This window comes from Streptomyces sp. NPDC031111 (assembly GCF_055570675.1).
On the sequence record NZ_JBVIGS010000004.1, the window covers coordinates 195,321 to 220,514 of the forward strand.

A 25,194-nucleotide genomic window follows, 5' to 3' on the forward strand; every position below is an offset into this window, starting at 1 on the left:
CTGTTCCCGGTCGAGTGGCACCCACCCCGTGCCCGGTGGTCGAGAAACAGGTGAGCCGCACTGGCCTACCGGCAACCCCGGGGGCCGGACCGACGGAGGAGCACACGTGACCGTGGAGAGCACTGCCGCGCGCACACCGCGACGCAGCGCCGGAAGCAAGGCCGGCACCACCGGCACCAAGCGCACCACCAGCACCAAGAAGGCCACCGGCGCCGGGAAGAGCGCCGAGCCCGCCCTCGTCCAGCTGCTGACGCCCGAGGGCAAGCGCGTCAAGAACGCCGAGTTCGACAAGTACGTCGCCGACATCACCGCCGAGGACCTGCGCGGTCTGTACCGCGACATGGTGCTGACCCGTCGCTTCGACGCCGAGGCCACCTCCCTCCAGCGCCAGGGCGAGCTGGGCCTGTGGGCTTCGCTGCTCGGCCAGGAGGCGGCGCAGATCGGCTCCGGCCGGGCGCTGCGCGACGACGACTACGTCTTCCCCACCTACCGCGAGCACGGCGTCGCCTGGTGTCGCGGGGTGGACCCGACCAATCTGCTCGGCATGTTCCGCGGCGTGAACAACGGCGGCTGGGACCCGAACGGCAACAACTTCCACCTGTACACGATCGTCATCGGCTCGCAGACCCTGCACGCCACGGGCTACGCGATGGGCATCACCAAGGACGGCGCGGACAGCGCGGTCATCGCCTACTTCGGCGACGGCGCGTCCAGCCAGGGCGACGTGGCCGAGGCCTTCACCTTCTCCGCGGTCTACAACGCCCCGGTGGTGTTCTTCTGCCAGAACAACCAGTGGGCGATCTCCGAGCCGACCGAGAAGCAGTCCCGCGTGCCGCTGTACCAGCGCGCACAGGGCTTCGGCTTCCCGGGCGTCCGCGTGGACGGCAACGACGTGCTGGCGAACCTGGCCGTCACCAAGTGGGCCCTGGAGCGGGCCCGCGCCGGTGAGGGCCCGACGCTGGTCGAGGCGTTCACGTACCGCATGGGCGCGCACACCACCTCCGACGACCCGACCCGCTACCGGGGTGACGAGGAGCGGCTGGCCTGGGAGGCCAAGGACCCGATCCTGCGTCTTCGCCGCCATCTGGAGTCCGCAAACCACGCGGACGAGGGATTCTTCGCGGAACTGGAGGCCGAGAGCGAGGCGTTGGGCAAACGAGTGCGCGAAGCGGTCCGCGCCATGCCGGACCCGGACCACTTCGCCATCTTCGAGAACGTGTACGCGGACGGACACGCGCTCGTGGACGAGGAGCGGGCGCAGTTCGCCGCCTACCAGGCCTCGTTCGCGGACGCGGACGGGGGTAAGTGAGATGGCGGAGACCGTGACTTCCAAGAACATGGCCCTGGCCAAGGCGATCAACGAGTCGCTGCGGCGTGCCCTGGACACGGACCCGAAGGTCGTCGTCATGGGCGAGGACGTCGGCAAGCTCGGCGGCGTGTTCCGGGTGACGGACGGCCTTCAGAAGGACTTCGGCGAGAGCCGTGTCATCGACACCCCGCTCGCCGAGTCGGGCATCGTCGGCACGGCGATCGGCCTGGCCCTGCGCGGCTACCGCCCGGTGGTGGAGATCCAGTTCGACGGATTCGTCTTCCCGGCCTACGACCAGATCGTCACGCAGCTCGCGAAGATGCACGCCCGTGCGCTGGGCAAGGTCAAGATGCCCGTCGTCGTGCGCATCCCCTACGGCGGCGGCATCGGCGCGGTGGAGCACCACTCCGAGTCCCCGGAGGCGCTGTTCGCGCATGTGGCGGGCCTGAAGATCGTGTCGCCGTCGAACGCGTCGGACGCGTACTGGATGATGCAGCAGGCCATCCAGAGCGACGACCCGGTGATCTTCTTCGAGCCCAAGCGGCGCTACTGGGACAAGGGCGAGGTCGACACCGAGGCGATCCCGGGCCCGCTGCACACCGCGCGCGTGGTGCGCGAGGGCACGGACCTGACGCTCGCGGCGTACGGCCCGATGGTGAAGCTCTGCCAGGAGGCCGCGGACGCGGCCGCAGAGGAGGGCCGCTCCCTGGAGGTCCTCGACCTGCGCTCGGTCTCCCCGATCGACTTCGACTCCATCCAGGCGTCGGTGGAGAAGACCCGCCGGCTGGTCGTCGTCCACGAGGCACCGGTGTTCTTCGGGTCCGGCGCGGAGATCGCCGCGCGGATCACGGAGCGCTGCTTCTACCACCTGGAGGCCCCGGTGCTGCGGGTGGGCGGCTACCACGCCCCGTACCCGCCGGCCCGGCTGGAGGAGTCCTACCTCCCGGACCTGGACCGGGTGCTCGATGCCGTCGACCGCTCGCTGGCGTACTGAGGAGAGGGTCGTGACGACGATGACGAACGCGTCCGTACGCGAGTTCAAGATGCCGGACGTGGGCGAGGGCCTCACCGAGGCCGAGATCCTCAAGTGGTACGTCCAGCCGGGTGACACGGTCACCGACGGCCAGGTGGTCTGCGAGGTCGAGACGGCGAAGGCGGCCGTCGAACTGCCCATCCCCTACGACGGCGTGGTCCGCGAACTGCACTTCCCCGAGGGCACCACGGTCGACGTGGGCACGTCGATCATCGCGGTGGACGTGTCGGGCGGCGCGGCGGCCGAGCCGGAGGCACCTGCCCCGGCCCCCGCCGAGGAAGCCGAGGAGAAGCCGGCGGCCCGCCAGCCCGTCCTGGTCGGCTACGGCGTGTCGACGTCCTCGACGCGCCGCCGCCCCCGCAGGACGGCGACCCCGGACGCCGCGGCCGAGCAGGCGGCGGCTGCCGTCCAGCAGGAGCTGAACGGGCACGGCGCCCCCGCCGTTCCCCGGGAACGCCCGCTGGCCAAGCCCCCGGTGCGCAAGCTGGCGAAGGACCTGGGCGTCGACCTGGCGACGGTCACCCCGACCGGCCCGGACGGCATCATCACCCGTGAGGACGTCCACGCGGCGGTGGCCGCTCCGGCGGAGGCCGCCCCGGAGGCCCCGGCGGCGGTGGCCGCTCCCGCCCCGGTGTCGTACGACACCACCCGCGAGACGCGCATCCCGGTCAAGGGGGTCCGCAAGGCCACGGCGGCGGCGATGGTCGGCTCGGCGTTCACGGCACCGCATGTCACGGAGTTCGTGACGGTCGACGTGACCCGCACGCTCAAACTGGTCGAGGAGCTCAAGCAGGACAAGGAGTTCACGGGCCTGCGCGTGAACCCCCTCCTGCTGATCGCCAAGGCCCTGCTGGTCGCGATCAAGCGCAACCCCGACATCAACGCGTCGTGGGACGAGGCGGCCCAGGAGATCGTGGTCAAGCACTACGTCAACCTGGGCATCGCGGCGGCCACCCCGCGGGGTCTGATCGTCCCGAACATCAAGGACGCCCACGCCAAGACGCTGCCGCAGCTGGCCGAGTCGCTGGGCGAGCTGGTGTCCACGGCCCGCGAGGGCAGGACCTCGCCGGCCGCGATGCAGGCGGGCACGGTGACGATCACCAACGTCGGCGTCTTCGGCGTCGACACGGGCACCCCGATCCTCAACCCCGGTGAGTCCGCGATCCTCGCGGTCGGGGCGATCAAGCCCCAGCCGTGGGTCCACAAGGGCAAGGTGAAGCCCCGCCAGGTCACCACCCTGGCCCTCTCCTTCGACCACCGCCTGGTCGACGGCGAACTGGGCTCGAAGGTCCTGGCCGACGTGGCGGCGATCATGGAACAGCCGAAGCGGCTGATCACCTGGGCGTGACCGTGTGACACGGCGGCGGCCCCCACCCCTTGGTGGGGGCCCCGTCGTTTCGTACCGTCAGATCTTGCCGAAGCCGTAGCCCAGCAGCTTCTTCGCGTCCGTCTCGCGCTGGGTGGCGGAGGACGACGCGAGGACCGTGCCGATGACGGTCTTGCCGTTCCTCGTCGCGGCGAAGACCAGGCAGTACTTGGCCTCCGGGCCCGAGCCGGTCTTCACGCCGATCGCGCCGCTGTAGTTGCTGAGCAGCGTGTTCGTGTTGGTCCACGGCGCCATCGTGCGGGTGCTGCCCGTCTTGGTCCTGGTCTTCGCCGTGTACTTCTTCGTCTTCACGATCGAGCGGAACGTGGAGTTCTTCATCGCGCTGCTCGCGATCTTCGTCAGATCGCGGGGCGTCGAGTAGTTCTTGCCGTTCCCGATGCCGTCGAACGAGTCGAAGTGGGTGTTCTTCAGGCCCAGCTTCTTCGCCTCGGCGTTCATCTTGCCGATGAACGACTTCACCCGCGCCGAGCGCGTGCTGCCCGAGCCGAACTTGTCCGCGAGCGCGTACGCCGCGTCGCAGCCGGACGGCAGCATCAGCCCGTAGAGCAGCTGGCGCACGGTGACCTTGTCACCGACGATCAGCCGCGCCGACGAGGCGTTGTTCTTCACGATGTAGTCGCTGTACGCCATCTGGATCGTGACCTTGGCGTCCAGGTTCAGATTCTTCTGCGCCAGCACGACCTTCGCGGTCATGATCTTCGTGGTGGAGCCGGTCGATCTGCGAGTGTCCGCCGACTTCGTGTACAGCGACTTGCCGTTCGCGTTGTTCATCACATAGCCGCCCTTGGCGACGATGGACGGTGCGGCGGCGGCCTGCGCGGGCGCCGCGTGGAGCGCCCCGGAGGCGAGCACGGCGCCGGTGGTCATGGCGACGCCGACGGCTCTGCGGAGCCGGATGCCCTGAATGTCGATCTTCAAGTCGAATACCCCGATTACCTGGAATGGCCCTACCGTGCGGCCAGTTGAGGCGCGGCCGCGCGTAAAGGGGCCGCACATGACTGACTCGTACGCGGAATGGATGGTTGTGCGGGAGATGGGGCAACTTTTCCGGGACTCCCGGGTCCGCATCGTGGACGGAATCTTCCACGCGTACGTGTTGTATCTATCCTGTCCGCATGAGCCTGGCCTCCGTGAAGCAACCCCCCGCCGCCGACCGCGTCTACACCCACGTCAAGCAGGGCGTGCTGGACCGCCGCTACGAGGGAGGGACGCTGCTCACCGAGGGTGAGCTGGCCGAGGCCACCGGGGTCTCGCGGACCCCGGTGCGCGAGGCGCTGCTCCGGCTCGAGGTCGAAGGGCTGATCAAGCTCTACCCGAAGAAGGGCGCCCTCGTACTGCCGGTCTCCGCGCAGGAGATCGCCGACGTCGTCGAGACCCGGCTGCTCGTCGAGGAGCACGCCGCCAGGAAGGCCGTACCCGCGCCGCCTGTGCTCATCGAGCGTCTCCAGGAGCTGCTCGACCGGCAGCGGGAGCAGGCCGCCGCCGGGGACTTCGCCGCGGCCTCCGTCACCGACCGCTGCTTCCACGCCGAGATCGTCCGCAGCGGCGGCAACGAGATCCTCTCCCGCCTCTACGACCAGCTCCGCGACCGTCAGCTGCGGATGGGTGTGGCCGTGATGCACTCCCACCCCGACCGCATCGCCAAGACCCTCGCCGAGCACGGGGAGATCCTCGAAGCGCTGCGCTCCGGCGACGCGGAGGCGGCCGTCGAGGTCGTCCACCGGCATGTCGGCTGGTTCTCCCACCTGGCCCGGGGTGAGGTGCGATGAGCGGCACGCTGCCCGGGGACCCTCCCGGCGGACGACGCGCCCTCCTCGTGTGGGGGATCGGTGTCTCCGTCTACTTCGTCGCCGTCATCTTCCGTACGTCGCTGGGTGTGGCCGGCCTCGACGCCGCCGACCGCTTCCACGTCAACGCCTCCGCCCTGGCCACCTTCTCCATCCTCCAGCTGCTGGTCTACGCGGGCATGCAGATACCCGTGGGGCTGCTGGTCGACCGGCTCGGTACCAAGAGGGTGCTGGGCATCGGCGTCGTGCTGTTCACGGCCGGGCAACTGGGCTTCGCGCTCTCACCGTCGTACGGCATGGCGCTCGCCTCGCGGGCGCTGCTCGGCTGCGGTGACGCGATGACGTTCATCAGCGTGCTGCGGCTGGGCACCCGGTGGTTCCCGGCCCGGCGCGGGCCGCTGGTGGCGCAGATGGCGGGGCTGGTCGGCATGGCGGGCAACCTCGTCTCCACGCTGGTGCTGTCCAGGCTGCTGCACGGTATCGGCTGGACGCCGGCGTTCGCGGGCAGCGCGCTCGCGGGGGTCGTGGCCTTCGTGCTGCTGGTGATGTTCCTCAAGGACCACCCCGAGGGGTACGAACCGGAGCCCGTCCCGCACCAGGGCGCCGCCTATGTACGCCGTCAGATCGCCGCCTCCTGGCGGGAGCCGGGGACGCGGCTCGGGCTGTGGGTGCACTTCACCACCCAGTTCCCGGCGATGGTGTTCCTGCTGCTGTGGGGCATGCCGTTCCTGGTCGAGGCACAGGGGCTGTCCCGCGCGACCGCCGGTGAGCTGCTGACGCTCGTCGTGCTGTCCAACATGCTCGTCGGGCTCGTCTACGGCCAGATCATCGCCCGGCACCACGCGGCGCGGCTGCCGCTGGCGCTGGGGACGGTGGGGGCGACGGCGCTGCTGTGGGCCGTGACCCTGGCCTATCCGGCGGATACGGCGCCGATGTGGCTGCTGGTGGTGCTGTGCGCGGTGCTGGGGGCGTGCGGGCCGGCGTCGATGATCGGGTTCGACTTCGCGCGGCCGGCGAATCCGCCGGAGCGGCAGGGGACGGCGTCCGGGATCACGAACATGGGGGGCTTCGTCGCCTCCATGACGACGCTGTTCGCGGTCGGGGTGCTGCTGGACGCGACCGGGGACGACTATGGCGTCGCGTTCTCGTCGGTGTTCGTGCTTCAGGTTCTGGGTGTCACCCAGATCTTGCGGTTGCGGAAGCGGGCGGCGCGGGCGGAGCGGGAGCGGTTGGTTGCGAGTCGGGTGACTTCGGTGCACGTGCCCGTGTAGCTGCGGGGTGTGTGGGCTGGGCGGGGGTGGGGCGCGCTGCGCGGCGCTTGCCGGGGTCCCGCCTGCGCCCACCCGTGCCGCCCCAGCGGCACGACTGCCCGCAGCTGGGCGGCCGGGCGGGGTGCCGTCGCGCCCACCCGTGCCGCCCCGCGGCACGATTGCCCGCGGATACGCGGGGCGCGGTTATGGCGTCACCGCGAAGTGGCGGAGGATCGCTGTCGCCAGGTCCAGGTCGCCCTCCGTCTTCACCCTGTCCGCCACCGACTCCGGTGTCACCCGGCCGCAGGCCAGGCGGACATAGGTTTCCCAGTCGAGGGTGAGGGTGGCGGCCGGGCCGAGGGCCGGGGCCGTTTCCAGGGTGCCGCGGCCCTGGATGTCGACGCGGATCGTGCGCAGGAACTCCACCGGCCCGTGGACGTCGATGACCACGGCCGAGCTGCGCGGCGCCTGCGCGTCCTCGGCGACCACGCGCGGCAGCTCGGCGAGCAGCACGTCCCGCGCGATGTGCGCGCCCGGGGAGTCGAGGTTGCCGGGGCGGCCGAGGGCGGCGCGCAGGTCCTGCTCGTGCGCCCACACGGCGAAGGCGTGCCGGCGCATCGACTCCTCCAGCGTGAGTTCCGTGCCGAGCGGGCCCCGTACCGTGGTTCCCGGTTCGCGCGTCTCGTTCCGCAGCTGGCGGTTGCGGCGGATGATCATGAGCTCCAGCTCGGAGGTCATCTCCGGCGCCGTGTGGTGGCGGCGCACGTCGACCTGCATCTCCATGTAACGCTGGTGGTCGTTGGTGACGTGGAACAGGTCGCGCGGCAGCGTGTGGATGGGGCGGGGGTCGCCGTACATCTCCGAGTCCAGCCCGATGACATGCGAGACCACGTCACGGACCGACCATCCCGGGCAGGGCGTCCGCCGGTTCCAGTCGGCCTCCGGGAGATGCTGCACCAGCTCGGATATCGCCTCGACGGAGTGGGACCAGGCGTCGGCGTAGGGCTGGAGGGTGGGATGCAGACTCACGGAACGGGACCCCTCGGCGGTCGGTACACGGGCAGGTGGTGGCGGCGGTGCCAGTGGGCGATGGCTGCACCAGGTGGGTGTCTCGGGTCGCTAAGTTACGCTGCTGTGAGGCACCCCGGCAGTGCTTTCGTGTGACGATCGTAGGCCCGTGAGCGCGGGTCGAATGCCAGGACGGTGGTAGTGTGCGCGCTTCCTTGCTCCAAGTCGCCGTGAACGAGGGCGAATCGGTCGAATCGCGTCGGCGTCGCGTCGCCGGGCTGGTACGGGATCAGGCCGGAGCCGATCTCGTCGTGCTGCCGGAGCTGTGGACCACGGGAGCGTTCGCGTACGAGGAGTTCGCCGGCGAGGCGGAACCACTCGAAGGGCCGACGTACGAAGCGATGGCCAAGGCGGCGAGCGACGCGGGCGTGTGGCTGCACGCGGGCTCCGTCCCGGAGCGCGCCCCGGACGGCCCCCTCTACAACACCTCGCTCATCTTCTCCCCCTCCGGTGACCTGGCCGCCGCCTACCGCAAGATCCACCGCTTCGGCTTCGACAAGGGCGAGGCCGTGCTGATGGGAGCGGGCGACGAACTCGTGACGGTCCGTCTGCCGCACACCGTCCTCGGTGTGGCGACCTGCTACGACCTCCGTTTCCCCGAACTCTTCCGCGGTCTCGTCGACGCCGGCGCCGAGACCCTCGTCGTCCCGGCGGGCTGGCCGGAGCGCCGCCGGTCCCACTGGACGCTGCTGGCTCAGGCGCGGGCGGTGGAGAACCAGTCGTTCGTCCTCGCGTGTGGAACGGCCGGGACGCACGCCGGAGTTCCGCAGGCGGGTCACTCGATCGTGGTGGATCCCTGGGGCGAGGTCCTGGCGGAGGCGGGCCCCGACGAACAGGTCCTGACGGTCGACTTCGACCCGACCACGGTGGCGGCCACCCGCGACCGCTTCCCGGCCCTCAAGGACCGCGTCCTGGGCCTGGCACCCCCCGGCCGCACTCCCTAGTCGCCCTCCCGCTCCTTCTCCGCCAGGTGGATCACACACACCGCCACCGCGATCAGCAGCGCCGGGTCCGCGTCCTCCCGTACGACGTCGACGCCGTACGTGTCCCGGACGTGCAGCCACCGCCGTGAGACGACGGCGAGCAGCTCACCGTCGTACTCGACGGCGAACTCGCGGTCCAGGATCCGGCCGCTGACGTCCAGCTCCGTGCTGCCGTCCGCCAGGGCCACCCGGTAGTGGTTGCGCAGCAGCGACAGCCGCTTCCGCCGGACGGTCGCGAGCGCCTCCCCGCCCCGCTCGATCACCATCGTGTCCCGCAGGGCGAACATCTTCTGCCGGATGTGGACGAGCACCCGCCCCCCGGTGTCCTTCAGTTCGAAGGTGTCCCGCAGCCGCATCGCCTTGCCGTCGACGAGGAAGACCTTGTTCCCATGGTCGTCCTCGATCCAGTAGTCGTCCCCGATCCCGAGGATCCGCTCCCGCACAAGAAATCTCATGCGTCCAGGGCTTCCCCGCCTCGCGTTCCGAAACGCCGCCGGTAGGCCGACGGGCTGAGTCCCGTCTCGCGCCGCAGCAGCACCCGCAGGTTCGCCGCCGTCCCCAGACCGCTGCGCGCGGCCACCACGTCCAGCCGCTGCTCCCCCCGCTCGATGAGCCGGCACGCCAGCGCCACGCGCTCACCGGTCAGCCACGCGAGCGGTGTCGTGCCGAGCTGCGCGCGGAACCGCCGGTGCAGGGTGGCCGGGCTCACCGCCGCGCGGGACGCGAGGCCCGCCACCGTCAGCGGCTGGTCCAGGTGCTCCTGCGTCCAGGCCAGCAGCGGGCCCAGCGACTCGTCCGGCACGGGAGGGACCGGACGCTCCACGAACTGCCGCTGCCCGCCGTCCCGGTGCGCGGCGAACACCAGGCGCCGGGAGACCGCGTTGGCGACCTCGGCCCCGTGGTCCCGGCGCCACAGGTGCAGTCCCAGGTCGAGCGCGGCGGAGCTGCCCGCGGCGGTGAGGACGTCCCCGTCGTCCACGAACAGCACGTCCGGCTCCAGCAGCACCTTCGGATGCAGCTCCCGGAAGGAGTCCACCCACATCCAGTGCGTCGTGGCGGGGCGCCCGTCGAGCAGGCCCGCCTCGGCGAGGGCGAAGGTGCCGGTGCAGAAGCTGACGACACGGGCGCCCCGCGCGTGGGTGCGCCGGATCGCGTCGAGGACCGCCTCCCCGCGCGGTACGACGTTGTCCGGCCGACCGGGCACGACGAGGGTGTCCGCCTCGTCCACGGCGTCCAGCCCCGCCACGCCGGTCATGGTGAAGAACCGGTGGTTCATGGGCACTTCGGGCGTGGGGGTGCACAGGGCCACCCGGTACGGCGCGCACGGCATTCCCAGTTCGGGCCGGGGCAGCCCGAACAGCTCGGTGGCCACCCCGAGCTCGAACGGGTTGGTGCCCTCGTCGACGATCACGGCTACGCGGTGGGTGCGCGAGGGCTGAGAGGATCCTTGCGGCATGCGCGATTTCTAGCACTGGCACGGGGTCGGCGCATCACCGACGCTGACGGCATGGCACAGGAACCCATCTCCCTCGACCGGGCCCTCGCCTCCTTCACGGAGCAGTGGAGCCCCCGCATCGTCACCGCCGTCAACGACTACGACGTACGCGTCGCCAAGGTGGAGGGCGAGCACGTCTGGCACGCGCACGACCACACCGACGAGTTCTTCCTCGTCCTCGACGGCGAACTGCACATCGCCCTGCGCGAGCCGTCCGGAGAGCGCACGGTCGTCCTCCCGAAGGGCTCCGTGTTCACGGTCCCCCGCGGCACCGAGCACAAGCCGTACGCGCCCGTCCCCACGGCCATCCTGGTCCTAGAACCGACCGGCACCCTGACCGTCGGCGACCGGCACGACGAGGTGCCGGACCATGTGGACGCGACGACGGGCCACGCGCTCGGCTGACCGGCGACGCGGGCTTGCTCCGCCGAACCAGTACCTCCCGGCCTTCCCAGGTCGGACGGCCCGGGGTGCGGGCCCTGGTGGCCCTACACCCCGTACCCGTCGCTGTAGCCGTCGCGGGTGTGGTGGTGCGGGCGGGTGGTGTCGTCGACGACCGGGGTGGCGGGGGGTACCACGACCCGCCTGCGCCGGGCGATGCTGCTGAAGACCGCGACGCCGATCAGACCGACGATCATGAAGATGATGCCGACCAGGTCCAGGTTGACTCCCTGCATGTCCCAGTCGGTCGCGAACGTGAGGATTGCTCCCGCGGCGATGAGGATGATGCATCCGCCGAGGCCCATGAGTGTCGCCTCCCTGTCCGGTGGTTCCGGTCGGAGCCGGGTACCCGGGCGGGCCGCACTCACTCATGCGCCCTCGGCGCACGGCTCCTGACTAGTCCTCAAGGAATGCCGTGAGGGCGTTCGCCAGCAGGAACGGGTCCTTCGCGCCGCAGAGTTCGCGGGCGCTGTGCATCGACAGGATGGCCACGCCGATGTCGACGGTCCGGATGCCGTGCCGGGCCGCGGTGATCGGGCCGATGGTGGTGCCGCACGGCATCGCGTTGTTGGAGACGAAGGACTGGAAGGGGACGTCCGCCTTCTCGCAGGCCGCCGCGAAGACCGCCCGGCCGGAACCGTCCGTGGCGTAGCGGTTGTTGACGTTGACCTTGAGGATGGGGCCGCCGTCGACGCGCGGGTGGTGCGTCGGGTCGTGCCGCTCCGCGTAGTTGGGATGGACGGCGTGGCCGGTGTCGGAGGAGAGGCAGACGGTGCCGGCGAACGCGCGGGCCCGGTCCTCGTACGACCCTCCGCGCGCGAACACCGAACGCTCCAGGACGCCGCCGAGCAGCGGGCCGTCCGCGCCCGTGTCGGACTGGGAGCCGTTCTCCTCGTGGTCGAAGGCGGCGAGGACGGGGATGTGGGAGAGGCCGGAGCCCCGGCCCGCCGCGGCGGCGAGCGCGGCCGTACCGGCGTGCACGGAGAGCAGGTTGTCCATGCGCGGACCGGCCACCAGCTCGCGGTCGCGGCCCAGGTAGGCGGGCGGCTCGACGGAGTGCGTCATCAGGTCCCAGCCGGTGACCTCCCCGGCGGGGAGACCGGCGGTCTCCTCCAGGAAGGCGATCAGGTCGCCGTCGCGGATCTCGTCGCCCAGGCCCCAGACCGGCTGCATGTGCCGCTGCTTGTCGAGCTTGAGGCCGTCGGAGTTGACCGCGCGGTCCAGGTGGATGGCGAGCTGGGGGACCCGCAGCAGCGGCCGGTCGACGTTGACCAGACGGGTGGAGCCGTCCCGCAGGGAGAGCCGGCCGGCCAGGCCCAGGTCGCGGTCGAGCCAGGAGTTGAGCAGCGGTCCGCCGTAGATCTCCACGGCCACCTGGCGCCAGCCGTGCGCCCCGCTGTCCGGGCGGGGCTTCACGCGCAGGTTGGGGGAGTCGGTGTGGGCGCCGACGATACGGAAGGGGGTGTGCCGGTCCGCGCCCTCGGGGACGTACCAGGCGACGATCGCGCCGCCGCGCAGCACGTACTTGCCGCCCGACGACCCGTCCCAGGCGTCCGTCTCCGCGACCTGCCGGAAGCCGGCCTTCTCCAGCCGCTCGGCGGCGTTCGCCACGGCGTGGTACGGCGTGGGGCTCGCCGCCAGGAAGGACATCAGGTCTTCGGTGTGGCCGCGATCGAAGCGGGAGGGTGCGCTCATGGGTTCACCTTAACGAGCGCGAGGGCCCGCCTCCCTGTGCGGGAGCGGGCCCTCGCGGGGGTCCGGCCGGGTCTCGTGGCGTTCTGTACCGGTTACGTACAGCGAGGTCCCGGAAGGGTCAGAACGCCGCCTCGTCCAGTTCCATCAGGTCCAGCTCGACGCCCTCGGCGACCTTGCGGGCCAGGGTGACGCCGGGCAGCACGTTGGCCGCGAAGAACTTCGCCGCGGCGATCTTGCCGGTGTAGAAGGCCTTGTCCTTGGCGGAGGCCGTCGGGAGCTTCTCGGCGGCGATCGCGGCGCCCTTGAGGAGCAGGTGGCCGACGATCACGTCACCGGAGGCCATCAGCAGGCGGGTGGTGTTCAGGCCCACCTTGTAGATGTTCTTGACGTCCTGCTCGGTGGCCGCGAGGTCGGTGAGCATCAGGCCGACGATGGCCTCCAGCTCGACGGCCGCCTTGGCCAGGTGCTCGCGGGCGCCGGCCAGCTCCTCGCCGCCCTCGCCGAGCGCCAGGAACTTCTTGATGTCCTCGGCGAGCGAGTTCAGCGCCGCGCCCTGGTTGCGGACGATCTTCCGGAAGAAGAAGTCCTGGCCCTGGATCGCGGTCGTGCCCTCGTACAGGGTGTCGATCTTGGAGTCCCGGATGTACTGCTCGATCGGGTACTCCTGGAGGAAGCCGGAGCCGCCGAAGGTCTGGAGCGACTGCGCGAGCTGCTCGTAGCCCTTCTCGGAGCCGTAGCCCTTCACGATCGGCAGGAGGAGGTCGTTGAGGGCGTGCTCGGCCTTCGCGTCCTCGCCCGCCGCCTCCTTCACCGCGATCGTGTCCTGCACCGACGCCGTGTACAGCACCAGCGCGCGCATGCCCTCCGCGTACGCCTTCTGCGTCATCAGCGAGCGGCGCACGTCGGGGTGGTGGGTGATGGTGACCTTGGGCGCGGTCTTGTCCATGAAGTTCGCCAGGTCGGGGCCCTGGACGCGCTCCTTGGCGTACTCCAGCGCGTTGAGGTAGCCCGTCGACAGCGTGGAGATCGCCTTCGTGCCGACCATCATGCGGGCGAACTCGATGATGCGGAACATCTGGCGGATGCCGTCGTGCTTGTCGCCGATCAGCCAGCCCTTGGCGGGGTGCTGGTCGCCGAAGGTCATCTCGCAGGTGTTGGAGGCCTTCAGGCCCATCTTGTGCTCGACGTTGGTGGCGTAGACGCCGTTGCGCTCGCCCAGCTCGCCGGTCTCGAAGTCGAAGAGGTACTTCGGGACGAGGAAGAGGGACAGGCCCTTGGTGCCGGGGCCGGCGCCCTCGGGGCGGGCCAGCACGTAGTGGAGGATGTTCTCCGACATGTCGTGCTCACCGGACGTGATGAACCGCTTCACGCCCTCGATGTGCCAGGAGCCGTCCTCCTGCTGCACGGCCTTGGTGCGGCCGGCGCCCACGTCCGAGCCGGCGTCCGGCTCGGTGAGGACCATGGTCGAGCCCCACTGCTTCTCGACGGCGATCCGCGCGATCCTCTTCTGCTCCTCGTTGCCCTCGTCGTGCAGGATCCCGGCGAAGGCCGGCCCGGAGGAGTACATCCACACGGCCGGGTTGGCGCCCAGGATCAGCTCGGCGTACGCCCAGATCAGCGACGGGGGAGCCGTCGTGCCGCCGATGCCCTCGGGCAGGCCCAGGCGCCAGTACTCGGAGTCCATGAAGGCCTGGTAGCTCTTCTTGAAGGACGCCGGGACCGGCGCGGTGTTGGTCTCCGGGTCGAAGACCGGCGGGTTGCGGTCGGCGTCGGTGAAGGACTCGGCCAGCTCGTTCTCCGCGAGCCGGGTCAGCTCGTCGAGGATGCTCTTCGCGGTGTCGACGTCCATCTCCTCGAACGGACCCGTGCCGTACAGCTTGTCGCGCCCGAGTACTTCGAAGAGGTTGAACTCGATGTCGCGGAGATTCGACTTGTAGTGCCCCATGGCGACGGCTCCGTTAGAGAGGTATCGGCGAGGCACTGACTCCTCGCAACTGATTCACGTACCGACAAGTAGCTACGATGATGCTACCCGTCGGTAATAAGAAGCAACCCCGATCCGGACATCTGTGACCCAGCCCTCCCGCCGGGTCAGTAGTCTGTGCGGCATGTACGGCTACGACCAGAGCACGGGGGCACAGCAGGGTTACGTCCCGCCGCAGCAGCAGATGCCGGGCGGGTACGGGCAGCAGGCGCCGCTGTATCCGGAGCCGTCCGCGCCCTCGCTCGCCGACGCGGTGCGCGCGTTCACCACCGGCCAGATGGCGGCCGAGGACTTCCAGCAGGTCTTCGCCACCTCCAAGGTCTACTGCCCGCGCGGCGACAACCCGGGATTCCTCGCCCTGCACAACACCCAGCAGCCGGTGATCCCGATGTTCACCTCGCTCAAGGAGCTGCGGCGGTACGCGGGCAAGGAGTCCAAGTACTTCGTGATCACCGGCGCCGAGGTGATCGACCTGCTGCCCACGGGCTACGGCTTCGTGCTCGACATGGAGGGCGAGCACCGGATGGTGTTCGACGCCAAGGCCGTGGAGCAGATGGTCGAGTTCGCGATGCGCCGCATGTATGGCTGATCCGTGTCGCTCGCGCGAGCCCGGAGGGAATTCCCTCCGGGCTTTCTCTGTTCCGGGTGGCAGGAAGTTCAATGCTCAACTAAAATGGGTGTAACCGAGGAGGTACCGACATGCCTGCAGTGACCGTCGAGAACCCGTTGACGCTGCCCCGCGTGACCGCGCCCGCCGATGCCACGGCACGTCCCGTGCTCACCGTCACGACCGCGCCGAGCGGTTTCGAGGGCGAGGGCTTCCCGGTGCGCCGGGCGTTCGCCGGGATCAACTACCGCCATCTCGACCCGTTCATCATGATGGACCAGATGGGTGAGGTGGACTACGCGCCGGGAGAGCCGAAGGGCACCCCCTGGCACCCGCACCGCGGCTTCGAGACCGTCACCTACATCATCGACGGCGTCTTCGACCACCAGGACTCCCACGGCGGTGGCGGCACCATCACCAACGGCGACACCCAGTGGATGACGGCGGGCTCCGGACTGCTGCACATCGAGGCGCCGCCGGAGCAGCTCGTCATGTCCGGCGGTCTCTTCCACGGCCTCCAGCTGTGGGTGAACCTCCCGGCCAAGGACAAGATGATGGCGCCGCGCTACCAGGACATCCGGGGCGGCAGCGTCCAGCTGCTCACCTCCCCCGACGGCGGCGCGCTGCTGCGCGTCATCGCCGGCGAGCTGGACGGCCACCAGGGTCCCGGCATCACGCACACGCCGATCACGATGGTGCACGCGACGCTGGCACCGGGCGCGGAGATCAACCTGCCCTGGCGCGAGGACTTCAACGGCCTCGCGTACGTCCTCGCGGGCAAGGGCTCCGTGGGCGCGGAGCGCCGCCCGGTCCAGCTCGGCCAGACCGCCGTCTTCGGCGCGGGTTCCTCGCTGACCGTCCGCGCGGACGAGAAGCAGGACTCGCACACGCCGGACCTGGAGGTCGTGCTGCTGGGCGGTCGGCCGATCCGTGAGCCGATGGCCCACTACGGCCCGTTCGTGATGAACACCCGTGACGAGCTCCAGCAGGCCTTCGAGGACTTCCAGAAGGGCCGGCTCGGAACGGTTCCGGCGGTGCACGGCATGTCCGAGGGCGGACCCGCCGTCGGCAGCAACGGCGCCTGAAAGACTGCCTGCTCCCGGCAGTGAACCCGGCCGCGTACGGACACGATGATGTGTCCGTGCGCGGCCGGACGGCCGCCTGGCCGGGGTGAGGGGGCGGGGCGACGATGAGCGAGCGCCGGGTACGGAGGATGCTGCGGCGGATGGAGAGCGGGGAGCCCGTCCGGGTCACCGGCGCCCTCGCGACCACGACGAAGCTCGCCCGGCTCGCCGCCATGGCCCAGCAGTTCGGCTACGAGTACGCGGACGTGCGGCAGAACGGCGGGCCGCAGGGCAACCAGTACGTGATCGTCATCGTGCCCGACCCCACTCCCGAGGCCCGCGCGCGGGCCGCGCGGAACCGGGAGCGCTACCCGAGGGCCGCCCACGGCGGCGAGCTGCCGCGCATCGCGCCCGAAGCGGTCGAGCTGCTCAAGGCCCGCATCACGTTCGACATCAGCACGATGTACACCGACAAGCAGCTGGTCCTGCTCGCCGGCATCGGCACCGTCCCGCTGGCCCTGCCGCTCGGCCTCCTGCTCGGCTCGGGCGCCGGGGCCGTCGTCCTCACCGTCGTCCTCTGGGCGGCGTTGATGGCCGTCGTCCCCGTCGGACTCGCCTTCACCCGTCGCCACCGCACCAGGTACGCCGCCCTCCTGCGGGCCGCGGGGTTCACACCGGTGACCGACCCGACGGGCCGGCTGCGGTACGTGCCGCCGGGCGGCCGGCTGCCCGGGCACGGCAATCCCGTGGTCGGCTGAGCACCGGCCCGCCCGGCCCGCTCAGTCGGCCCCGGTCTCCTCCGTCTCGTACAGCTCGAACCAGATGCTCTTGCCCTCGCCGCGCGGGGCGACGCCCCAGGTGTGGGCGAGGAGTTCGATCAGGACCAGTCCGCGTCCGGAGGACGCCAGCTCGCCGGGCCTGCGCACATGCGGCAGATCGTCGCCCGCGTCCGTGACCTCGATGCGCATCCGCCGGCCGTCGCCGCCGCCGGTGACCTCGGCGAGCAGCAGCGCGTCGGTGTCGGTGTGCACGAGGACGTTGGTGAGCACCTCGGACAGCAGCAGCACCGCCGAGTCCACCTGGTCCGGCGAGGACCAGTCGTGCAGCAGCTCGCGCAGTTGCTGACGGGCCACCGCGATCCGTTCGGGCTCGGCCTGCGCCACCGTCAGCATGGTGCGGCGCACCGGGGGCCGTACCGTGTCCGCCTCCGCCCCGCAGCCGCAGCCCTCGCCCTGCCGGGACAGCAGCATCAGGGCGATGTCGTCCTCGCGGCGGTCGGCGAGCGGGCCGGTGGTGTGGTGGGAGGACGGCCCGTGCACCGCCTGGACCAGGGCGTCGGCCAGTTCCTCCTGGTTGCCCTTGTGCTCCTCGAGGATGTCGCGCAGCCGCTGCCAGCCGGTCTCCAGGTCGTGGCCGCCGGTCTCGATCAACCCGTCCGTGCAGATCAGCATGGTCTCGCCGGACTCCAGCACGATCCGGGTGGTGGGGTAGTCGGCGTCCGGGTCGATGCCCAGCGGCAGTCCCCCCGCCGTCGGCCGGGTCAGCACCGTCCCGTCGGCCATGCGGATCACCGGATCCGGATGTCCGGCGCGGCCCACCTCCAGTACTCCGCTCGCCGGGTCGACCTCGACGTACAGACAGGTCGCGAAGCGCAGCTCGACCGGGTCCGCCTCGTTGATCCCGTGCAGAAAGCGGGAGGCGCGGGAGAGCACGGCGTCGGGGCGGTGTCCCTCGGAGGAGTAGGCCCGCAGGGCTATCCGCAGCTGGCCCATCAGCCCGGCCGCCCGTACGTCATGGCCCTGGACGTCCCCGATGACCATCGCGAAACGGCCGCTCGGCAGCGGGATGACGTCGTACCAGTCGCCGCCCACCTGGAGTCCGCCGCCGGTGGGAACGTAGCGGGCGGCGATGCTCATGCCCGGGATGCCGGGCCCGAGCTTCGGCATCATCGTGCGCTGGAGGCCCTCGCTCAGCTCCCGCTCGCTCTCCGCCGTGCCCGCGCGGGACAGCGCCTGCGCCAGCATCCGGGCCACCGTGGTCAGCACGGAACGCTCGTCGGGCGTGAACGCGACCGGGTAGGCGAAGGCCGCCAGCCAGGCACCCATCGTGCGGCCGGACGCGGTCAGCGGCAGAAAGGCCCAGGACTGGCGTCCGAAGCGCTGCGCGAGGGGCCAGGTGAGCGGGTAGCGGGCCTTGTACTGCTCCGGGGAGGAGAGGTAGACGGCGCGTCCCGTGCGCACCACCTCGGCGGCCGGGTAGTCCGTGTCCAGCGGCATGTAGGTGAACGGGTTGTCGGCGCCGGGCTCGTGTCCGTGGTGGCCGATGATCGTGAGGCGGTCGCCCTCCACCCCGAACACGGCCAGTCCGTCCGGTGAGAAGCCCGGCATCGACAGATTGGCCGCGACCCGCAGCACCTCCTGCGTCGACCGCGCCTCCGCCAGCGCGCGGCCCGCGTCCAGCAGGAACGCCTCCCGGGAGCGTCGCCAGTCGCCGGTGACCGCGCTGCGCCCGGCGGGCGTGCCCGGCATGGGCTCGGTGACCTCCTGGAGGCTGCCGGTCAGGACATACGCCTTGCGGGCGCGGTCGAAGGAGGGTTTGGAGCGGCTGCGCACCACGCGGACGACCCGGTTCTGGTCGTCCATGATCCGGACCCGTACCTCGGCGAGGGTGCCCTCGGCCACGGCGAGCTGGATCACCCCGGTGATCTCGTTCCAGTCGACGGGGTGCAGACGGGCCCGGACCTGTGCCTCGGTGAGCGTGACCTGCTCGGCGGGCAGTCCGAGCAGCCGTGCCGCCACGGCGTCTACCGTGACCAGCCCGGCGGCGGTGTCCCAGTGCCACAGACCGGTGTCGAGGGCGGCGAGGACGTCCCCCAGGGCGGGCAGGGGCTCACCAGTGCGCATTGCACCACTTTATGAAGATGGTGTCGAAAACTTCCACAGGGGGCGCGGGAGCGCTCGCTGAAGAATGGCGGCGAAGCGATCTTGGGTCGGCCGGTAGGCTTGGGGGAGTTTCACGTGAAACAAAGACCCCGATCCGCGAAGGCTGGATGAACGACGATGCATCGGTACAGGTCCCACACCTGCGGCGAGCTCCGCGCCTCTGACGTCGGCACCGACGTCCGGCTGAGTGGCTGGCTGCACAATCGGCGCGACCTGGGCGGCATCCTCTTCATCGATCTGCGCGATCACTACGGCATCACGCAGCTCGTGGCCCGCCCGGGCACGGAGGCGTACGAGGCGCTGGACAAGCTCTCCAAGGAGACCGTGGTCCGCGTCGACGGCAAGGTCGTCTCGCGCGGCGCGGAGAACATCAACCCCGAGCTGCCGACCGGTGAGGTCGAGGTCGAGGTCGGCACGGTCGAGGTGCTGGGCGCGGCCGCCCCGCTCCCCTTCACGATCAACGCCGAGGACGGCGTCAACGAGGAGCGGCGCCTGGAGTACCGCTTCCTGGACCTGCGCCGCGAGCGCATGCACCGCAACATCATGCTGCGTACGCAGGTCATCTCGGCGATCCGCCACAAGATGACCGCGCTGGGCTTCAACGAGATGGCGACGCCGATCCTGTCCGCGACCTCCCCCGAGGGCGCCCGCGACTTCGTCGTCCCGTCCCGCCTGAACCCGGGCAAGTTCTACGCCCTCCCCCAGGCGCCGCAGCAGTTCAAGCAGCTGCTGATGATCTCCGGCTTCGACCGCTACTTCCAGATCGCGCCCTGCTTCCGCGACGAGGACGCCCGCGCCGACCGTTCGCCGGGCGAGTTCTACCAGCTCGACGTGGAGATGAGCTTCGTCGAGCAGGAGGACGTCTTCCAGCCGATCGAGAAGCTCATGACCGAGTTGTTCGAGGAGTTCGGCAACGGCCGTCATGTGACGTCGCCGTTCCCGCGGATCCCGTTCCGCGAGGCGATGCTGAAGTACGGCTCCGACAAGCCGGACCTGCGGGCCAAGCTGGAGCTCGTCGACATCACCGACATCTTTGAGGGCTCGGAGTTCAAGGCCTTCGCCGGCAAGCACGTGCGCGCGCTGCCGGTTCCGGACGTCTCCGGCCAGCCCCGCAAGTTCTTCGACCAGCTCGGCGACTTCGCGGTCACGCTGGGCGCGAAGGGTCTGGCCTGGGTGCGGGTCGGCGAGGACGGCTCGCTGGCCGGCCCGATCGCGAAGTTCCTCACCGAGGAGAACGTCGCCGAGCTGACCAAGCGGCTCTCCCTGGCCCCCGGCCACGCGGTGTTCTTCGGCGCGGGCGAGTTCGACGAGGTCTCGAAGATCATGGGCGCGGTGCGGGTCGAGGCCGCCAAGCGCGCCGGGCACTTCGAGGAGGACGTCTTCCGCTTCTGCTGGATCGTCGACTTCCCGATGTACGAGAAGGACGAGGAGACCGGCGCGATCGACTTCTCGCACAACCCGTTCTCGATGCCGCAGGGCGGTCTGGAGGCCCTGGAGACCCAGGACCCGCTGGACATCCTGGGCTGGCAGTACGACATCGTCTGCAACGGCGTCGAGCTGTCCTCCGGCGCGATCCGGAACCACGAGCCGGAGATCATGCTCAAGGCGTTCGAGATCGCGGGCTACGACCGCGAGACGGTCGAGGAGAAGTTCGCCGGCATGCTCCGCGCGTTCCGCTTCGGCGCCCCGCCGCACGGCGGCATCGCGCCCGGCGTCGACCGCATCGTCATGCTCCTCGCCGACGAGCCCAACATCCGCGAGACCATCTCCTTCCCGCTCAACGGCAACGCCCAGGACCTGATGATGGGCGCGCCGACGGAGCTGGAGGAGCCCCGCCTGAAGGAACTCCACCTCTCCATCCGCAAGCCCCAGCCGAAGTAGCCCCGGCGCAGGCAGAGGGGCCTGGAACTGGTACCGGTTCCAGGCCCCTTCGCCGTGTTCGGGTCTAGGAAGCCGGATCCTCGTCGGCGAAGAGCTCCTCCGCCCGCGTCACCGTGCCGGCGCGGTCGAGCCAGTCATTGAGCCGGTCGAGATCCGTACAGCCGGAGACCCGGCGACGCACGTCATCGGAGACGACGAGTCCACGCACCTCCAGCACCCGAAGGACCCCCTTGGCCTCACCTCGGGCCTCACCTTCATGGAAGGCCTTCTCGAGAACGGTGCCCCTGCCCGGGAAGTAGTTGACGAACGTCAAGATGTGCCTCCATTTGTCTCCGGCTGGGGTCTTGCCCAGGGTGACATCCAGGAACTGGTAGAAGTAGTCGGCGGCGTTCTCGCCCATCCCGTGCAGGGCAAGGCCCAGCGCATCCAGTATGGCGTCGATGTCGGGGCTCTGGGCGTGTGCCAGGGCGGAAAAGGCGGCCATCGCGGGCTTTTCGGCGGCGGTTCTGTCATCTGTGATGACCGGGAGGTTGTCGGGTCCGATGACCAGGGGGCAGGTCCGCTGAGCGGTCCACCCTCGTGTTCCGCAGTCGAAGGGACCGGTCGCCCATTTCGCCGTGGTTCGGTCACGGCAGACGACGAGGAGCAGGACAGGCAGACCGTATCTCGCCTGGAGGTACGCGATGTAGTACGCCCAGCTCGATGCCTTTCCGGGGTCCTTTCGCTCCTGCGCCTCCACGGCGAGCAGGAAGTCCTCCCCGTCGGACGGTCCGATGCGCAGCAGCGTGTCGATGCGGCGCTCCATCGGCCGCGTCTCCGTCACATCGGTGGTGACGGCGTCCACGGTCGCCTTCTCCGGTAACGGGACGCCGAGCACCTGGAAGACGGGAGCGAGGATCTCGGGTCGCTCCTGAAAGATGCGGTGCATTCCCTCATGGGCTGATGTGACCATGCGCCGAACGTACGGTGGCCGGGTGCCATGAACCCGGCCGATGAAGTGCGTTCACCCGTTCGTGAATCGGGGAAACGTTCATGTCCAGCCGCGGGACCCGGGATGACGGAGCCCGGGTCCCGCTGGGATCAGCGGGCCACGAACTGGGTGAGGATGGCCTGGACCTCGTAGATGTCGACGCCCTTGGTGAAGGTCTTCTCGACCGGGGTGGGGGAGCCGGAGATCCAGATCTTCAGTTCCGCGTCGAGGTCGAAGGTGCCCGCGGTCTCCACCGCGAAGTGGGTGATGCTGCGGTACGGGATGGAGTGGTACTCCACCTTCTTGCCGGTGATGCCCTGCTTGTCGACCAGGATCAGTCGGCGGTCGGTGAACAGGATGGTGTCGCGGATCAGCAGGAACGCGGCGTGCACCTGCTCGCCGTGGCCCAGCAGACGGGCGTAGTCCTGCTGCGCCTTGGCCGGGTCGACGGTGTGCGCGTTGCCGAAGAGTGCCATGGATGAGTCCCCCCACGGGATGCCGACGGCCGGATCTCGGCCGCCTTCACATGATCTTCGCAAAGCGAGGGGCCCAGGAGAAGGTTCTGCTTCTCCTGGGCCCCTGCTGTTGCGAGCGCGTTACGCGGTCGGCTTCTCCTCGAGACGCGGGAACAGCACCGCGCCCTTGGTGACCGTGGAGCCGGGGGGCAGGGCGCCCCAGGTGCCGGCTTCCTGGACCTTCTGGTCGGCGAGCGCGCCGAGGCCGGCCTCCGCGCCGAGGGAGTCCCAGAGCTTCTGGGAAGTCTCGGGCATGACCGGGTTGAGGAGGACCGCCACCGCGCGGAGGGACTCCGCGGCCGTGTAGAGGATCGTCGCCAGGCGGGCCTTGCCCTCCGGCGAGTCGTCCTTCGCGACCTTCCAGGGCTCCTGCTCCGTGATGTAGCCGTTGACCTGCTTCACGAAGTCGAACACCGCCAGGATGCCGCCCTGGAAGTCCAGCTCCTCGCCGATGCGGCGGTCCGCCTCCGTGACCGCCTTCGCCAGGCCCTCGTGGATCGCCCGCTCCGCCTCGCCGTCGGCCGTCGACGCCGGCAGTTCGCCGCCGAAGTACTTGCCGACCATCGCGGCGACGCGGGACGCCAGGTTGCCGTAGTCGTTCGCCAGCTCGCTGGTGTAGCGGGCGGAGAAGTCCTCCCAGGAGAAGCTGCCGTCCTGGCCGAAGGCGATCGCCCGCAGGAAGTACCAGCGGTACGCGTCCACGCCGAAGTGCGAGGTCAGGTCCTGCGGCTTGATACCGGTCAGGTTGGACTTCGACATCTTCTCGCCGCCGACCATCAGCCAGCCGTTCGCGGCGATCTTCCCGGGGAGGGGCAGGCCCTGCGCCATCAGCATCGCCGGCCAGATGATCGCGTGGAAGCGGAGGATGTCCTTACCGACCAGGTGGACGTCGGCCGGGAACGTCGACTCGAACTTCTCCGGGTTCTCGTTGTACCCGACCGCCGTGGCGTAGTTCAGCAGCGCGTCGACCCACACGTAGATCACGTGCTTGTCGTCCCACGGGACCGGCACGCCCCAGTCGAACGTCGAGCGGGAGATGGAGAGGTCCTGGAGGCCCTGGCGGACGAAGTTCACGACCTCGTTGCGCGCGGACTCCGGCTGGATGAAGCCCGGGTTGGCCTCGTAGTGGGCGAGCAGCTTCTCGCTGTACTCGCTCAGCTTGAAGAAGTAGTTCTCCTCGCTGAGGATCTCCACCGGCTTCTTGTGGATCGGGCACAGCTTCTGGCCCGCGTACTCGCCCTCGCCGTCGAGCAGCTCACCGGGGAGCTTGTACTCCTCGCAGCCCACGCAGTACGGGCCCTCGTAGCCGCCCTTGTAGATCTCGCCCTTGTCGTACAGGTCCTGCACGAACTCCTGGACGCGGTCGGTGTGCCGCTTCTGCGTGGTGCGGATGAAGTCGTCGTTCGCGATGTCGAGGTGCTCCCACAGGGGCTTCCAGGCCTCCGTGACGAGCTTGTCGGCCCAGGCCTGGGGTGTGACCCCGTTCGCCTCGGCCGTGCGCATGATCTTCTGACCGTGCTCGTCCGTGCCGGTGAGGTACCACACCTTCTCACCGCGCTGGCGGTGCCAGCGGGTGAGCACGTCGCCTGCGACGGTCGTATAGGCGTGGCCCAGGTGAGGAGCGTCGTTGACGTAGTAGATGGGGGTCGAGACGTAGTACGCCTTCGCCCCCTGCTTCTCGGATCCAGTGGCCGCCATGGTCGAAATCCTACTGGCCTCGTGGAGATCGACTCACACGCGTTTCGCGGGGCGGACGGGCGTGCCGTCCGCCCCGCGGAAGAGGGCTACGGGCGCCAGGACGCCAGTACCCCCTCGTACAGCTCCTTGTCCGTGAGCTCGCGGGGGGCCGGGCCCGCGTGGAAGAACGAGGTGTTCTCCGTCTTCAGCTTGCGGAGGTAGTCGAAGGCCTTGTTGTCGTGCTCACCGAAGGCGACGAAGGAGAAGAACACGGTGGGGTGGTTCTTCGCCGCGTCGGTGAGGGCCTGGGTGGCGGGGGTCTTGGCGTCGGGGGCGCCGTCCGTCTGGAAGACCACCAGGGCGGGGGTGCCGTCCGCTTCCTTGGCGTGCTGGGCGAGGACGGCCTCGACGGCGACGTGGTAGCTGGTGCGGCCCATGCGGCCGAGGCCGGCGTGCAGCTCGTCGATCTTGTTCTCGTGGTCGGCGAGGGTCAGCTCGCCGGTGCCGTCGAGTTCGGTGGAGAAGAACGTGACGTGGAGGGTGGCCTCGGTGTCCAGGTGGGCGGCGAGGGCGAGGGTCTGCTCGCCGAGGGCCTGGGCGGAGCCGTCCTTGTAGTACGGGCGCATGGACGCGGAGCGGTCGAGTACGAGGTAGACCTTGGCGCGGGCGCCGGTGAGGTTGTGCTTCTTGAGGGCGGTGCCGGCTGCCTTGTAGGCGGTGGTGAGGGTGGTGTTGCGGAGCTTGGCGGCGGGGGTGGCGGGTTTGGCCTCCGGCTCCGGGGTGGGCTGGGGGTCGGCATCGGCCTCCGGCTCGGCCTCCGGCTCGGGCTGCGGTTCGGCCTCGGCTTCGCCTTCGGCCGGGGATTCGTTCCCACCCGCACCGCCCGTGCGGGTTTCGTTGTCGGGTGCGGGTGGCCCCTGTGGGGCGTCCTCGCCGTCGGCGGCTGCGGGCTCGGCTTCGGCCTTCGGCGCGGCGGCCGCGGGTTCGGCCTCGGCTTCGCCTTCGGCGGGGGATTCGTTCCCACCCGCACCGCCCGTGCGGGTTTCGTTGTCGGGTGCGGGTGGCCCCTGTGGGGCGTCCTCGCCGTCGGCGGCTGCGGGCTCTAC

At 70.1% G+C, this 25,194-nt stretch carries 23 protein-coding genes; 11 read left to right on the top strand and 12 right to left on the bottom strand.

The window, feature by feature from the left end; genetic code table 11:
• The first annotated feature begins 106 nt into the window (after window positions 1–106).
• From pdhA to ACZ470_RS11220, 3 genes are read left to right on the top strand one after another with little or no spacing between them, the layout of a single operon-like run.
• The gene (gene pdhA, locus ACZ470_RS11210) at window positions 107–1,309 is read left to right on the top strand and encodes a pyruvate dehydrogenase (acetyl-transferring) E1 component subunit alpha (protein ID WP_468426608.1); all 1,203 of its coding nucleotides are present in this window, start codon (window positions 107–109) and stop codon (window positions 1,307–1,309) included.
• 1 nt (window position 1,310) lies between these two features.
• On the top strand, window positions 1,311–2,303 hold the full coding sequence (locus ACZ470_RS11215) for an alpha-ketoacid dehydrogenase subunit beta (RefSeq protein WP_468426609.1): 993 nt from the start codon (window positions 1,311–1,313) through the stop codon (window positions 2,301–2,303).
• Window positions 2,304–2,313: 10 nt separating this feature from the next.
• A complete protein-coding gene (locus tag ACZ470_RS11220) occupies window positions 2,314–3,690 on the top strand; it encodes a dihydrolipoamide acetyltransferase family protein (RefSeq protein WP_468426610.1) in 1,377 nt (458 codons plus the stop codon).
• Window positions 3,691–3,747: 57 nt separating this feature from the next.
• Here the strand turns inward: ACZ470_RS11220 and ACZ470_RS11225 are convergent, their stop codons facing one another.
• Entirely contained in the window at window positions 3,748–4,596 is an 849-nt protein-coding gene (locus ACZ470_RS11225) for a D-alanyl-D-alanine carboxypeptidase family protein (protein WP_468426896.1), read from the bottom strand.
• 248 nt (window positions 4,597–4,844) lie between these two features.
• On the opposite strand from ACZ470_RS11225, the gene ACZ470_RS11230 reads away from it, so the two are divergent.
• Together ACZ470_RS11230 and ACZ470_RS11235 are read left to right on the top strand one after the other, a co-directional pair.
• On the top strand, window positions 4,845–5,498 hold the full coding sequence (locus ACZ470_RS11230; RefSeq protein WP_468426611.1) for a GntR family transcriptional regulator: 654 nt from the start codon (window positions 4,845–4,847) through the stop codon (window positions 5,496–5,498).
• Window positions 5,495–6,787, top strand: a complete 1,293-nt coding sequence (locus ACZ470_RS11235; RefSeq protein WP_468426612.1) for an MFS transporter — start codon at window positions 5,495–5,497, stop codon at window positions 6,785–6,787. Before ACZ470_RS11230 ends, ACZ470_RS11235 begins: the two co-directional genes overlap by 4 nt.
• 183 nt (window positions 6,788–6,970) lie before the next feature.
• On the opposite strand, the gene ACZ470_RS11240 is transcribed toward ACZ470_RS11235, so the two are convergent.
• Window positions 6,971–7,795: a maleylpyruvate isomerase family mycothiol-dependent enzyme gene (locus tag ACZ470_RS11240; protein ID WP_468426613.1), complete on the bottom strand. Its 825-nt coding sequence runs from the start codon at window positions 7,793–7,795 to the stop codon at window positions 6,971–6,973.
• A 182-nt stretch (window positions 7,796–7,977) separates the two neighbouring features.
• Here ACZ470_RS11240 and ACZ470_RS11245 point away from each other — a divergent pair, with 182 nt between their 5' ends.
• Window positions 7,978–8,778, top strand: a complete 801-nt coding sequence (locus tag ACZ470_RS11245; RefSeq protein ID WP_468426614.1) for a carbon-nitrogen family hydrolase — start codon at window positions 7,978–7,980, stop codon at window positions 8,776–8,778.
• On the opposite strand, the gene ACZ470_RS11250 is transcribed toward ACZ470_RS11245, so the two are convergent.
• Together ACZ470_RS11250 and ACZ470_RS11255 are read right to left on the bottom strand one after the other, a co-directional pair.
• Window positions 8,775–9,272, bottom strand: a complete 498-nt coding sequence (locus tag ACZ470_RS11250; RefSeq protein WP_468426615.1) for an LURP-one-related/scramblase family protein — start codon at window positions 9,270–9,272, stop codon at window positions 8,775–8,777. The genes ACZ470_RS11245 and ACZ470_RS11250 overlap by 4 nt on opposite strands.
• Window positions 9,269–10,273 carry a GlxA family transcriptional regulator gene (locus ACZ470_RS11255; RefSeq protein WP_468426616.1) on the bottom strand — a complete coding sequence of 335 codons (1,005 nt, stop codon included), beginning with the start codon at window positions 10,271–10,273 and terminating at the stop codon, window positions 9,269–9,271. The genes ACZ470_RS11250 and ACZ470_RS11255 overlap by 4 nt, the downstream gene beginning before the upstream one ends.
• Before the next feature lie 51 nt (window positions 10,274–10,324).
• Here ACZ470_RS11255 and ACZ470_RS11260 point away from each other — a divergent pair, with 51 nt between their 5' ends.
• Window positions 10,325–10,717: a cupin domain-containing protein gene (locus ACZ470_RS11260; RefSeq protein WP_468426617.1), complete on the top strand. Its 393-nt coding sequence runs from the start codon at window positions 10,325–10,327 to the stop codon at window positions 10,715–10,717.
• Between the two features lie 83 nt (window positions 10,718–10,800).
• On the opposite strand, the gene ACZ470_RS11265 is transcribed toward ACZ470_RS11260, so the two are convergent.
• The 3 genes from ACZ470_RS11265 to ACZ470_RS11275 all read right to left on the bottom strand — a co-directional run bounded on the left by ACZ470_RS11265 (window position 10,801) and on the right by ACZ470_RS11275 (window position 14,393).
• Window positions 10,801–11,058, bottom strand: a complete 258-nt coding sequence (locus ACZ470_RS11265; protein WP_468426618.1) for a DUF6458 family protein — start codon at window positions 11,056–11,058, stop codon at window positions 10,801–10,803.
• Window positions 11,059–11,149: 91 nt separating this feature from the next.
• A complete protein-coding gene (locus ACZ470_RS11270) occupies window positions 11,150–12,448 on the bottom strand; it encodes a M18 family aminopeptidase (protein ID WP_468426619.1) in 1,299 nt (432 codons plus the stop codon).
• Window positions 12,449–12,566: 118 nt separating this feature from the next.
• Entirely contained in the window at window positions 12,567–14,393 is a 1,827-nt protein-coding gene (locus ACZ470_RS11275) for an acyl-CoA dehydrogenase (RefSeq protein WP_468426620.1), read from the bottom strand.
• Between the two features lie 163 nt (window positions 14,394–14,556).
• On the opposite strand from ACZ470_RS11275, the gene ACZ470_RS11280 reads away from it, so the two are divergent.
• From ACZ470_RS11280 to ACZ470_RS11290, 3 genes are all read left to right on the top strand, one after another.
• On the top strand, window positions 14,557–15,021 hold the full coding sequence (locus ACZ470_RS11280) for an SseB family protein (protein ID WP_392368717.1): 465 nt from the start codon (window positions 14,557–14,559) through the stop codon (window positions 15,019–15,021).
• Between the two features lie 110 nt (window positions 15,022–15,131).
• Window positions 15,132–16,124: a pirin family protein gene (locus ACZ470_RS11285; protein WP_468426621.1), complete on the top strand. Its 993-nt coding sequence runs from the start codon at window positions 15,132–15,134 to the stop codon at window positions 16,122–16,124.
• Window positions 16,125–16,228: 104 nt separating this feature from the next.
• The gene (locus ACZ470_RS11290; RefSeq protein WP_468426622.1) at window positions 16,229–16,861 is read left to right on the top strand and encodes a hypothetical protein; all 633 of its coding nucleotides are present in this window, start codon (window positions 16,229–16,231) and stop codon (window positions 16,859–16,861) included.
• A 21-nt stretch (window positions 16,862–16,882) separates the two neighbouring features.
• Here the strand turns inward: ACZ470_RS11290 and ACZ470_RS11295 are convergent, their stop codons facing one another.
• Window positions 16,883–19,006 carry an ATP-binding SpoIIE family protein phosphatase gene (locus ACZ470_RS11295; protein ID WP_468426623.1) on the bottom strand — a complete coding sequence of 708 codons (2,124 nt, stop codon included), beginning with the start codon at window positions 19,004–19,006 and terminating at the stop codon, window positions 16,883–16,885.
• A 156-nt stretch (window positions 19,007–19,162) separates the two neighbouring features.
• Between ACZ470_RS11295 and aspS the strand changes: the two genes are divergently transcribed.
• Window positions 19,163–20,926, top strand: coding sequence for an aspartate--tRNA ligase (aspS, locus tag ACZ470_RS11300; RefSeq protein ID WP_468426624.1), 1,764 nt, complete (start codon window positions 19,163–19,165; stop codon window positions 20,924–20,926).
• 64 nt (window positions 20,927–20,990) lie between these two features.
• Here aspS and ACZ470_RS11305 read toward each other — a convergent pair whose 3' ends face one another.
• From ACZ470_RS11305 to ACZ470_RS11320, 4 genes are all read right to left on the bottom strand, one after another.
• Window positions 20,991–21,878, bottom strand: a complete 888-nt coding sequence (locus tag ACZ470_RS11305) for a hypothetical protein (protein ID WP_468426625.1) — start codon at window positions 21,876–21,878, stop codon at window positions 20,991–20,993.
• A gap of 128 nt (window positions 21,879–22,006) precedes the next feature.
• Window positions 22,007–22,372: a PH domain-containing protein gene (locus ACZ470_RS11310; protein ID WP_468426626.1), complete on the bottom strand. Its 366-nt coding sequence runs from the start codon at window positions 22,370–22,372 to the stop codon at window positions 22,007–22,009.
• A 120-nt stretch (window positions 22,373–22,492) separates the two neighbouring features.
• A complete protein-coding gene (metG, locus tag ACZ470_RS11315; protein ID WP_468426627.1) occupies window positions 22,493–24,109 on the bottom strand; it encodes a methionine--tRNA ligase in 1,617 nt (538 codons plus the stop codon).
• Window positions 24,110–24,195: 86 nt separating this feature from the next.
• Window positions 24,196–25,194 (bottom strand): VWA domain-containing protein (locus ACZ470_RS11320; RefSeq protein WP_468426628.1); only part of this gene is annotated, 999 nt, incomplete at its 5' end.

Excerpts from the sequence above, each read along its gene's own strand:
- ACZ470_RS11215 (WP_468426609.1), top strand. The coding sequence starts at position 1,311 with ATGGCGGAGACCGTGACTTCCAAGAACATGGCCCTGGCCAAGGCGATC.
- ACZ470_RS11225 (WP_468426896.1), bottom strand. The coding sequence starts at position 4,596 with ATGACCACCGGCGCCGTGCTCGCCTCCGGGGCGCTCCACGCGGCGCCC.
- ACZ470_RS11230 (WP_468426611.1), top strand. The coding sequence starts at position 4,845 with ATGAGCCTGGCCTCCGTGAAGCAACCCCCCGCCGCCGACCGCGTCTAC.
- ACZ470_RS11235 (WP_468426612.1), top strand. The coding sequence starts at position 5,495 with ATGAGCGGCACGCTGCCCGGGGACCCTCCCGGCGGACGACGCGCCCTC.
- ACZ470_RS11250 (WP_468426615.1), bottom strand. The coding sequence starts at position 9,272 with ATGAGATTTCTTGTGCGGGAGCGGATCCTCGGGATCGGGGACGACTAC.
- ACZ470_RS11255 (WP_468426616.1), bottom strand. The coding sequence starts at position 10,273 with ATGCCGCAAGGATCCTCTCAGCCCTCGCGCACCCACCGCGTAGCCGTG.
- ACZ470_RS11260 (WP_468426617.1), top strand. The coding sequence starts at position 10,325 with ATGGCACAGGAACCCATCTCCCTCGACCGGGCCCTCGCCTCCTTCACG.
- ACZ470_RS11265 (WP_468426618.1), bottom strand. The coding sequence starts at position 11,058 with ATGGGCCTCGGCGGATGCATCATCCTCATCGCCGCGGGAGCAATCCTC.
- ACZ470_RS11270 (WP_468426619.1), bottom strand. The coding sequence starts at position 12,448 with ATGAGCGCACCCTCCCGCTTCGATCGCGGCCACACCGAAGACCTGATG.
- ACZ470_RS11275 (WP_468426620.1), bottom strand. The coding sequence starts at position 14,393 with ATGGGGCACTACAAGTCGAATCTCCGCGACATCGAGTTCAACCTCTTC.
- ACZ470_RS11280 (WP_392368717.1), top strand. The coding sequence starts at position 14,557 with ATGTACGGCTACGACCAGAGCACGGGGGCACAGCAGGGTTACGTCCCG.
- ACZ470_RS11285 (WP_468426621.1), top strand. The coding sequence starts at position 15,132 with ATGCCTGCAGTGACCGTCGAGAACCCGTTGACGCTGCCCCGCGTGACC.
- ACZ470_RS11290 (WP_468426622.1), top strand. The coding sequence starts at position 16,229 with ATGAGCGAGCGCCGGGTACGGAGGATGCTGCGGCGGATGGAGAGCGGG.
- ACZ470_RS11295 (WP_468426623.1), bottom strand. The coding sequence starts at position 19,006 with ATGCGCACTGGTGAGCCCCTGCCCGCCCTGGGGGACGTCCTCGCCGCC.
- aspS (WP_468426624.1), top strand. The coding sequence starts at position 19,163 with ATGCATCGGTACAGGTCCCACACCTGCGGCGAGCTCCGCGCCTCTGAC.
- ACZ470_RS11305 (WP_468426625.1), bottom strand. The coding sequence starts at position 21,878 with ATGGTCACATCAGCCCATGAGGGAATGCACCGCATCTTTCAGGAGCGA.
- ACZ470_RS11310 (WP_468426626.1), bottom strand. The coding sequence starts at position 22,372 with ATGGCACTCTTCGGCAACGCGCACACCGTCGACCCGGCCAAGGCGCAG.
- metG (WP_468426627.1), bottom strand. The coding sequence starts at position 24,109 with ATGGCGGCCACTGGATCCGAGAAGCAGGGGGCGAAGGCGTACTACGTC.